This window comes from Nocardiopsis listeri, from assembly GCF_020741345.1.
GTDB lineage: Bacteria > Actinomycetota > Actinomycetes > Streptosporangiales > Streptosporangiaceae > Nocardiopsis > Nocardiopsis listeri_A.
On sequence record NZ_DYZD01000298.1, the window covers coordinates 1 to 3261 of the forward strand.

Genomic DNA, 3261 nt, shown 5'->3' on the forward strand with positions numbered 1-3261 from the left:
CGAGGCCTTCCTCTCGGGGACGTCGGGTATGCCCGCCCCACCCGCGCCGGAGAGCCCTCGGGAAACGCCGGCTCCTCGGCCGCGACCGCCACATCGGGTGGCGCCGCCGAACGGGCCCGGCCGCACCCCGCCACCGAACCCGTACCCGTGGCACGGGCCTCGACCCGAGCAGACGTCCCCACCCGGCGCGCCCCGGAACACCCCACCGCGGGGGCCGGTGCCCCCCGCGGTCGCACCCGCCCCGGAACCGGCCACGGTCGGGCAGGAGGCCCCCGCCCCCGTCCGCGAGCCGGCCACCGAGTCGGCCTCGGAGCCGGTCCGGGCCGAGGGAACCCTCCTTCCCGAGGAACCGCTCTGGCCGGAGGCCCCCGCACGGCCGATGGCCTCGGAACGGTCCGAACAGCGGCCCCGACCGAAGGACGAGGCCGAATCGTCGGGTGTCGACTCGGAGTCGTTCGCGTCGAGCACCTTCGATCCGGTGCCCTCCGCCAAGGGCATGGAGGCGTGGGCCGACATCGTGGACCGCACCCCGCCGATGCCGGGGGGTTTCGAGGAACGCATCGTGAACGTGCGGGCGGTCCCGGCCTCCCTGTTCGGCAGGGCGCTGTTCCGGGTGAGCTTCGGGCGGATCAAGGTCGGGTGACGGACCGAAGGGGACGGTGCCGCCCCTGCACAGATGAGAGGGGCGCGCCCACCTCCCCTGTGTGAGCGCGCCCCGGCGCGTTCGCGAACGCGCCCTCCCGCCCGACAGTCCCTTGGGCCGCCCTCTCTCGGGGCCAGAGAGCCCGGGGGTGCTCGTCGGGCGGGGCCGACCGCTCTGCGCGCGTCCCCTCGGCGTCGCGCGGCGGTCGGCGTTGCCGTCCGGCGGGGGCTCCTCCCCCCTCAAGGAGGGCCACGCCCACCGGAACGGCGTCAGTGGGTCATCGGTCGGATCGATCGCCTCCGCCGTCCAAGGCGTCGAGCATGGACAAGGCCTCAGCGTGGGAACCGGGCAACGGGACCGACCACACGGCCGCCCCGTGCTCCCACCCGGTCTGCTCTCGCAGGAGGTCCAGTTCCCCCGCGAGGTTCGGTCCGTCCTGGGTCAACACCGCGATCCGTGAGCGGTTCACCAGGCACAACGACTCCCCGCGGGTGAAGAAGCGGCGCAGTTCGTGGCCGAGCACGATGAGCCTCGCCGTTCGCCGCCAGGGATCGAGTGAGGGGTCCAGCGCCACGACCACCAGACGGTGATCGAAGGCGGCGGGCACCCCGTCGTCGATGCCTCGGTAGAGTTCGCCCATCCTGGTGCGCAGGTAGTCGCGATCGGCCAGGCCGGTCAGCGGATCCTGGCAGTGGTCACGGTCGCGGCCGCCTCGCTCCCAGCCCTCGGCCAGGGCTCGGACCATGGGGAACGGCGGGCGGTCCAGTCCGATCGAGCGGGTGAACGCGTCCAGGTCCGTCAGGGCACGCCCGATCCCCACACCCACACGCGCGCGGGCCTCGCCGAGCCGCGCGCAGGGCTCGGTGAGTTCGCCACCGTGCGCGTAGGCCTCGCAGAGGACGTCCACGGCCGGTGTCCACCAGTCCTCGGACCGGGACCAACCCGCTGCCCTTGAGCGGTGCCTCCACGGCGTACGTAGTTCCCGAGCACGGTGAACGCTTCGGCCCCCCGCACCGGCTCCTACTTCGATCTCGCCCATGGTTCAGCTCCTGGTCGTCGTTTTCCCAGGTGGACGGAGGTGAGCCCGCGCCCCCGCGGTGGGCTCCCTCCGTCCGCCTCACCCCTAATCACGGAGATCGGTGGCGTTCATGACGCGGATAGGGGATATTTTTCGAGAACGTGTTTTCGGACGCCGAACCCACGCCCCCACGTCTGGTTCCGGTCAGCGGCGGGGCTGGACTACGAGTGAAAGGGCGCGGGGTGACCGACGCCGAAGGGGAGTACACAGGGGCATTGCTCGGTGACGCTGAGATCATCGAGCAGGTCAAGGGTGGCGACAACGCCGCCTTCGGGGCCCTGTACGAACGCCACGCGGTCGCCGCGCGTGGACTGGCCCGCCAGCTTCTGCGCGGTGAGGCCGAGGTGGAGGACGCCGTGGCCGAGGCGTTCACCAAGGTGCTCAGCGTCCTCCAACGCGGGGGCGGTCCCAGCGACGCCTTCCGCCCCTACCTGCTCACGGCGGTCCGCAACGCCGCCTACGACCGGGGGCGGGGCGAGAAACGCCAGGTCGTCACCGACGACATGGAGAGCTACGACTCGGGCGAGCCGTTCGTCGACCCCGCCCTCGAAGGGCTGGAACGATCCCTGATCGCCCGGGCCTTCCTCTCCCTTCCCGAACGCTGGCAGTCGGTCCTGTGGCACACCGAGATCGAGGGGGTCAAGCCCGCGGAGGCGGCGACCATCCTCGGGATGAACCCCAACGGGGTGGCCGCCCTGGCCTACCGCGCCAGGGAAGGGCTGCGCCAGGCCTACCTGCAGATGCACCTGGCGGGTGGTGGGACCGCGGAGGCGTGCCGTCCCACGATCGGTCTCCTGGGCGCCTATGTGCGCGGCGGCCTGGCCAAGCGGGACACCGGCAAGGTGGACCGGCACCTGGACGACTGCGCCGACTGCCGCGAGGTGTACGCGGAGCTGATGGACGTCAACGTCGGGCTGCGCGGGATCGTGCTTCCCCTGGTGGTCGGCTTCGGTGCCACCGGTTACCTGGCGTCCGTTCCCGGCGCGGCCGCCACGGGTGCCTGGTGGAACCGGATGTCCAAGCGTCAGCAGCAGGCCACGGCGGGTGCCACCGCGGCGGCCTGCGTGGCGGTGTCCGTCGCCCTGGCGATGGTGGGCGCGGACGCACCGATCGAGGAGGACCCCTCGACGGCGGCGGCTCCACCGATCGACGCCCCGGCGGAGGACCCGCCGCCCCCGGCCGCGGACCCGGACGACCCGGACGGTCAGGACGACCCGCCCGCACCGGAGGAGCCCGTCCCCGTGCCCGCGCCCCCGGCGGACGTGCCCGCGGCCGAGACGCCCGACACGACCCCTGCTCCGGAGGCGCCGGAAACCAACCCCGAACCGGAGCCGGAACCCGAAGAGCCCGGGGCGCCGGAGGAGCCGGAGGAACCCGAGGAGCGGCCGGAGTTCGCCGTGGGCATCGACCCCGTCGGCTCCCTCGTGCCGGGTGGGGAAGGGATCATGGTCCTCGACGTGCTCAACACCGGTGCCGACACCACCGAGGACGTGGTCGCCGAGATCACCCTGCCCCCCGGCGTGGAGATGGTCTCCTCGGG

3 protein-coding genes are annotated in these 3261 nt (G+C 73.0%); 2 read left to right on the forward strand and 1 reads right to left on the reverse strand.

The genetic code is table 11. The features are described 5' to 3' along the window. The first annotated feature begins 217 nt into the window (after positions 1-217). Complete coding sequence (locus K8V84_RS15915) at positions 218-643, forward strand: hypothetical protein (RefSeq protein ID WP_304075665.1); 426 nt, start codon at positions 218-220, stop codon at positions 641-643. 277 nt (positions 644-920) lie between these two features. Here K8V84_RS15915 and K8V84_RS15920 read toward each other — a convergent pair whose 3' ends face one another. Then, positions 921-1682 carry a hypothetical protein gene (locus K8V84_RS15920; protein ID WP_304075667.1) on the reverse strand — a complete coding sequence of 254 codons (762 nt, stop codon included), beginning with the start codon at positions 1680-1682 and terminating at the stop codon, positions 921-923. A 221-nt stretch (positions 1683-1903) separates the two neighbouring features. Here K8V84_RS15920 and K8V84_RS15925 point away from each other — a divergent pair. Beyond that, on the forward strand, positions 1904-3261 hold a 1358-nt coding region (locus K8V84_RS15925; protein ID WP_304075669.1), incomplete at its 3' end, for a sigma-70 family RNA polymerase sigma factor.